Below are 6,029 nucleotides of genomic sequence, written 5' to 3'. Positions count from 1 at the left end.
TATCGACGATCGGCAAAAGAAGCTGGATATTTCTTATTCTCTCAGGTCTGGCTACGGGTGCTTCGTGGTTATGTTATTACAAAGCATTACAGTTGGGAGAAGCTTCTAAAGTAGTACCTATAGACAAACTCAGCGTGGTGATCACTCTGGTTCTGGCATTTGTGTTCCTGCATGAGCAGTTTACTGCAAAGTCAATTATGGGATGCATCCTGATCGGAGCGGGGACGCTGCTGATGGTAATATAATATTCAGGCATTATCGATCAAGGAGGCAAGTAATGAAGCAATATATTGTTGATGCTTTTACAGACAAGCCGTTTTCCGGAAATCCGGCGGCGGTTTGTGTAATGGATAAATGGCCGAAAGAAGACTTCATGATGAAGTTGGCTATGGAGAATAATCTGAGCGAGACAGCGTTTATTGTCAAGGAGGAACAGGGGTATCATCTCAGATGGTTTACTCCCGGATCCGAAGTTGAACTATGTGGTCATGCTACTCTGGCATCTTCTTTTGTGATATTCAATTACTTTGAGCAGAATGAGGATGTAATAGAATTTAATACTCTCAGCGGAAAACTGACGATTGTCAGAAAGGGTAAGCTTTATGTGATGGATTTTCCTACTTATAAACAGCAGGAGATATCGGTGACAGATGAAATGGAAAGTGCTTTTGGTGTGAGGCCCGTTAAGGCGATACTGGGGCCAGATCTTGTATGTATTTTTGAATCTGAGGAGCAGATCCGGAACATGAAGCCGGATCAGGCTAAACTTGCAGGGCTTCCCGGACGTGGACAAAATGTTACGGCAAGAGGAAAAGATACAGACTGCGTATCGAGGAGTTTCTTTCCCAAACTCTTAGTTCCGGAAGATCCCGTGTGCGGTTCTGCGCATTGCCAGATAGCGGATTACTGGTCAAAAGAATTAGGGAAATCAGAGATTCATGCGTACCAGGCGTCGAAAAGAGGTGGGCATCTATATTGCGAACTCCTTGAGCATGGAAGGATAAGAATTAGCGGAGAGACTACATTGGTTGCCATCTCAGATATTCTCGTTGATTTTTAACTTTCAGTTAAATGTAGCAAGAGGTTCGATTTTTATAGTATAGAAAATAATCAGTTATATTTACAGGGAAATGCCAAAATGAATATTGAAGGTAATAGTATAAAGCGGATAGATTGCAGCGAGATTCAGAATTGTTTTTCATTTTGGGATTTCGAGAAAAACATAGAGAAAAGAAAAAGTATAGAGTTCGAGGTTGAGAACAATATCCGGATAATGTATGCCTATATTTTGAATAAAAGATATATTGCAGGCATGTCTTTGCGTCCGATGGATAATAGAACGATGTACTTATCATATCTGGCCGTGAATGAAGAATACCGTAATCAAGGGATAGGAAGCGAAATGATAAGGTATGCTTGTCAAACAAGTAAAAATAATGGGTTTTCTTATTTAATACTGAATGTGGATCACGATAATACAAGAGCCGGAAGTTTATATAAAAAACTCGGATTTTCCGAATTTAAGAACGACGGCAAAACGATCGTAATGTGTAAACAGCTTGATTAATCACGAATATCCTGAATAAAATGAACTAAGAAACTGATGGCAGTTTATACCGGAAGTTAATCGCACAAATTCAAGTTGTAGAGATAATGTGTTAGCGCGTTATACCGGAAGTTAAAGTGGGAAGGCCACTGCATCTTTGTACAGCTTCTGAAGTGTTAGTATAAATTCAGCAAGGCTCTCTCGGCTATCCGTCTTGTGAGTGCAGAGAACGCAGTGAAAGCATTCCTTGCAGTCATAAGGGATCCATGCAAACTGTCCGCTATGGTCGTTTAAGAATCCGGGAGCAAGGCAGATGCCTTTGCCGGATGCAACATTTACAAGAGTAGAGTCGTGATCGGGACTGTTAAAATATTCGATCTTCCCGGAGGCGATGAGCTTCTGCTGGACACTCCGTAAAGCGTTCGGAGAGCCACCTCCTACCATGAGTGTGCGTCCGTAGATATCTTCATCTGTGATGAGGTTCTTTTTTGCCAGCGGATCGTTTTTATCAGCAATAAGGTAAATCCCGGAATCAAAGAGCTTGTGTACGTTGATCCCCGGGATATGCTTGGTCTGTTCGATGAGCGCAAAGAGGACATCGGACTCATCCTTTAAAAAACTTTCTACACCATTATCGTACTGAAACAGAGGAGTGACCTGAACTCCGGGTTGCTCCTTTTCAAATATGCGAATCGCCTCAGGCAGGAAATATATGGCCTGTCTGACCATCATGGAAACTGTTATGTTGTCAGTATACCTGGCACTGAAATTCTGCCCCTGTTCTATTGCTCTCTTCATATCCTCACGCATACCGGAAAGATACGTTACGAACTGCTGACCGGCAGGAGTGAGTGCGGCGCCTTTGCCGTTTCTTTCAAATATCTTAAATTCAACCTCATCTTCCAGCAGTTTTACCTGATAGGAAAAGGTGGGCTGGCTTACAAATGCGTTCTCTGCGGCGCGGCTGAAGTTAAGAGTCCGTGCCAGTTCAATACAGTAATCGATCTGTTTGGTGGTCATCGAAAAATCCCCCGGAATCAGCTATTTAAAAATTAAATCAATTATAGAATATTTGAATTGGATATTTCAAGAACTTCATGCAATAATTTTATCAACGAAGCAAATAAACACAGTTCACGAAAACTATAACGGAGGATAACACGATGGCTAAAACACTGATAGCATTCTTTTCAAGAGCAGATGAGAATTATTTCGGTGGGGCAATGAGATATGTGAAGGTCGGTAATACCGAGATCGTGGTCGGACTTATGAAGGAGTTGATCGATGCGGATACCTTTAAGATTGAGATGAAGGATCCCTACTCACCGGTATATATGACCTGCATAGATGAAGCAAAGAAAGACAAACAGAATAATGCAAGACCGGAGCTTAAAAACTATCTTGAAAACATAGATGACTATGACACCATCGTACTCGGATACCCGAACTACTGGGGGACGATCCCGATGGCGGTTGCCACCTTCCTTGAGAAATACGACTTTACGGGAAAGACGATCCTGCCTCTCTGCACCAACGAGGGAAGCGGAATGGGATCCAGCGAAAGTGACGTAAAGAAATATGCCAAGGGCGCTGACGTGAAGAGTGGTCTTGCAATTACCGGAAGTCAGGCTGCAGAGTCGAAAGGCGCGGTGGAGAAATGGTTTAAAGCAAACGGGATCATGTAAATGAACCATGGGACGAAGAGGTTCATTATTATGGAGGAAAAGACGATGGCTTACGAAGCAGGATATGTATATGACCTTATGGAAAAAGGCGGCCCGACTGATGTAAGAGAGCCATATTTTAAGGAAGCTGTAGATGAGATGATGAGAGCCAGAACTCTCTGCGCCAAGGCTAATGCCTGTATGCCGGATGATCCGACTTACGTGACTTATCTGGAGGAACTCTTTGGCAGAAAACTGGATGATGTAAGAATCCTTACGCCGTTTATCTGTGATTTTGGCAACAGGGTTAAGCTTGGAAAGGGCGTGTTTATAAATCATTCTGCGATTTTGTCAGCATCCGGCGGTATTGAGTTTGAGGATGGCTCCATGGCTGCACCGGGTCTTCGGATCGCAACGATCAATCATGATATGAATGAGCGCCATGCGATCTATACATATGGAAAGGTTACGGTCAAGAAGAATGCCTGGATAGGCATGAATGTAACCATCTGCCCCGGAGTAACTATTGGAGAATATGCTGTCGTAGCTGCAGGTGCCGTCGTTACCAAAGATGTGCCGGATTATGCCGTAGTCGGTGGCGTGCCTGCTAAAGTCATAAAATACCTTGATCCGAAGGAGCAGAAGGAATGACCGACGAGGAACAGATCAAAGAATTATACATCCGCTACTGGCAGTATATGATCGATAAGGATGCTGACGGACTTAACAGTCTTCAGACAGATGATTACTACCTGATGCATATGACAGGTGTAAAGCAGTCCCGGGAAGTTTTTATAAAAGGACTTCTGGATGGTACTTTCAATTATTATTCCGCAGAGCATGATTCAATTGATGTAAACATCACCGGTGATATCGCTGTGATGGTCGGTAAAAGTAGAGTCGTAGCTGCAGTATACGGCGGCGGAAAAGGAAGCTGGAGATTACAGGGGGATTTTACCCTGAGAAAAGAAAATGGTGCCTGGAAACTGACGAGTTCAAAAGCGTCAACCTATTAATGAATTTGTAGTGATCCCGGGAAGCAAGAATGTTGATCATATCAAGGATAATCTTGATATCCTCGACTTTAAGCTGACAGAGGAAGAGATGGCAGAGGTAGCAAAGCTTGATAAGGATGAAAGATATTATCACAGAACGGAAGAGCAGCTTATTCAGTTCGCAGGCTGGAAACCGGAGTTTGAAAAGGAATGTATTTTGACGTAAACAGCCGAGTATTATGAGGTATTGGTTATGAAGAAAGTGATCGGAGCGATTTTGGCTTGTGTGATGATCTTATCACTTGCAGGTTGTGGAAATAGTGAAAATGAAACAAATGTGACCGCAGAGGCAGATGCAGAATCTACAGATATTGGAGAAGAAACAGAGTCATCAGGTAGCAACATACTCGTTCTGTATTTTTCAAGGACAGGAGAGCAGTATACTGTAGGTGTCATTGACAAAGGAAATACGGCTATAGTTGCAGAGATGATCGCTGAGAAGACAGGCGGTGATCTGTTCGAGATCCTTCCCAAAGAAGATTATTATCCCTACACATATGATGAACTGACAGATGTGGCCAAGCAGGAGCAGAATGATAATGCCAGACCTGAATACAAGGATGATCTGCCGGATCTGTCCGGATATGACACTGTGTTTATCGGAGCGCCTGTATGGTGGGGCGACTGGCCGATGATTATGTATACGGTGTTTGAAAATAACGACTTTGCGGGGAAAACACTTATCCCGTTTTCGACACACGAAGGATCCGGATTATCAGGTTTTGATAGGAAGCTTTTATCAGCTTGCCCGGACAGCACAGTACTTGATGGGCTTGCCGTAAGAGGAAACGATGCCCAGAATGATCAGGAAAGTGTAAGAGAAGCTGTAGAAACCTGGGTATCAGGATTGGGATACTAAAATGGAGAGGAGGATACTTCGTGAACGTGTTTGAAAGACTGCACAGCGGAGAGGCAATAGATATCCGTGATGAGGATGCGATTGTAGGAACAGGCAGTATTGTGACTAAAGATATCCCGGATAATGCGGTTGCAGTAGGAAACCCTGCCAGAGTGGTAAAGATGATTGATAAGAAATAACCTATGAATAAAGTACGGATGATCATAGACATTTTAATGACGATGCTTTTGCCGGTTCTCATGGCTTACTCCCTTGTGGGTGAGCAGGCACATGAGATTCTTGGCGTGCTTATGTTTGGTCTTTTTGTCGTGCATCATGTAATCAATCGGAAGTGGTGGACAGGACTTTTCAGGGGGAAGTACAATGCAGTTCGTATCTTAAGTACAGCAGTGAACATTTTCTTGGCTGTATTTATGATAATGCAGCCTGTAAGCGGGATTCTGATGTCAAAATATATCCTGAAGAATGTGACATTAGGCGGAACCGCTTCTGTTATGAGGACGATCCATATGACACTTGCATATTGGGGATTTATCATGATGAGCTTTCACATTGGCCTTCACGCAAGAATGATGGTGGGAAAAGTAGTCCCCAAAATGAAAACTGCAGTGAGGAAAGGCGTGACCTTTTTATTCATCATAGGTGCTGTTTATGGGGTATATGCATTCGTCCATCGTGGTATTGGGAATTATCTTTTGATGAAGACAGCGTTTGCTTTCTTTGATATGAACGAGCCAAGGATATGGTTTTTCCTTGATTATATGGCTGTGATGATTCTGTTCGCAACATTAGGATACCTGATTCAAAAAGGACTACTTCATGTAGGAACGAAGGGAAAGAGAGGTGCATGACATGGAAAATAGTAAATGGTTTCCGGAGATTCATGGTAATTTCGGATTCGGTTG

The 6,029-nt window shown here is 43.1% G+C and carries 11 protein-coding genes; 10 read left to right on the top strand and 1 reads right to left on the bottom strand.

Translation table 11 applies throughout. The annotated features are described in order from the left end of the window. The 3 genes from G610_RS0114075 to G610_RS21030 all read left to right on the top strand — a co-directional run. Window positions 1-245: EamA family transporter (locus G610_RS0114075; RefSeq protein WP_026525308.1), on the top strand; the 245-nt coding region annotated here is incomplete at its 5' end. A gap of 32 nt (window positions 246-277) precedes the next feature. Further along, the gene (locus G610_RS0114070; RefSeq protein ID WP_026525307.1) at window positions 278-1,060 is read left to right on the top strand and encodes a PhzF family phenazine biosynthesis protein; all 783 of its coding nucleotides are present in this window, start codon (window positions 278-280) and stop codon (window positions 1,058-1,060) included. A gap of 78 nt (window positions 1,061-1,138) precedes the next feature. After that, on the top strand, window positions 1,139-1,567 hold the full coding sequence (locus G610_RS21030) for a GNAT family N-acetyltransferase (RefSeq protein WP_035797629.1): 429 nt from the start codon (window positions 1,139-1,141) through the stop codon (window positions 1,565-1,567). 111 nt (window positions 1,568-1,678) lie between these two features. On the opposite strand, the gene G610_RS0114060 is transcribed toward G610_RS21030, so the two are convergent. Then, window positions 1,679-2,566, bottom strand: coding sequence for a LysR family transcriptional regulator (locus G610_RS0114060; RefSeq protein WP_026525306.1), 888 nt, complete (start codon window positions 2,564-2,566; stop codon window positions 1,679-1,681). Window positions 2,567-2,709: 143 nt separating this feature from the next. Between G610_RS0114060 and G610_RS0114055 the strand changes: the two genes are divergently transcribed. Genes G610_RS0114055 through G610_RS0114025 form a run of 7 tightly spaced genes read left to right on the top strand, consistent with a single transcriptional unit; the run spans window position 2,710 to window position 5,975 of the window. Further along, window positions 2,710-3,231, top strand: a complete 522-nt coding sequence (locus G610_RS0114055; protein ID WP_026525305.1) for a flavodoxin — start codon at window positions 2,710-2,712, stop codon at window positions 3,229-3,231. A 30-nt stretch (window positions 3,232-3,261) separates the two neighbouring features. Further along, window positions 3,262-3,861: a DapH/DapD/GlmU-related protein gene (locus G610_RS23920; protein WP_305803308.1), complete on the top strand. Its 600-nt coding sequence runs from the start codon at window positions 3,262-3,264 to the stop codon at window positions 3,859-3,861. After that, window positions 3,858-4,226: a nuclear transport factor 2 family protein gene (locus G610_RS0114045; protein ID WP_026525303.1), complete on the top strand. Its 369-nt coding sequence runs from the start codon at window positions 3,858-3,860 to the stop codon at window positions 4,224-4,226. The genes G610_RS23920 and G610_RS0114045 overlap by 4 nt, the downstream gene beginning before the upstream one ends. Before the next feature lie 10 nt (window positions 4,227-4,236). After that, on the top strand, window positions 4,237-4,431 hold the full coding sequence (locus tag G610_RS0114040) for an aldo/keto reductase (RefSeq protein ID WP_026525302.1): 195 nt from the start codon (window positions 4,237-4,239) through the stop codon (window positions 4,429-4,431). A gap of 27 nt (window positions 4,432-4,458) precedes the next feature. Continuing rightward, window positions 4,459-5,124: a flavodoxin gene (locus G610_RS0114035; RefSeq protein WP_026525301.1), complete on the top strand. Its 666-nt coding sequence runs from the start codon at window positions 4,459-4,461 to the stop codon at window positions 5,122-5,124. A gap of 20 nt (window positions 5,125-5,144) precedes the next feature. Then, window positions 5,145-5,303 (top strand): hypothetical protein, encoded by a 159-nt coding sequence (locus G610_RS22730; RefSeq protein WP_330368145.1) that lies wholly within the window; start codon window positions 5,145-5,147, stop codon window positions 5,301-5,303. Window positions 5,304-5,306: 3 nt separating this feature from the next. Beyond that, entirely contained in the window at window positions 5,307-5,975 is a 669-nt protein-coding gene (locus tag G610_RS0114025) for a DUF4405 domain-containing protein (RefSeq protein ID WP_026525300.1), read from the top strand. Window positions 5,976-6,029 lie beyond the last annotated feature (54 nt).

It is taken from the genome of Butyrivibrio sp. MB2005 (assembly GCF_000424285.1).
GTDB lineage: Bacteria > Bacillota > Clostridia > Lachnospirales > Lachnospiraceae > Butyrivibrio.
Note: the sequence above shows the minus strand (reverse complement) of the source record. Positions and strands in the feature narration are given on the sequence as shown.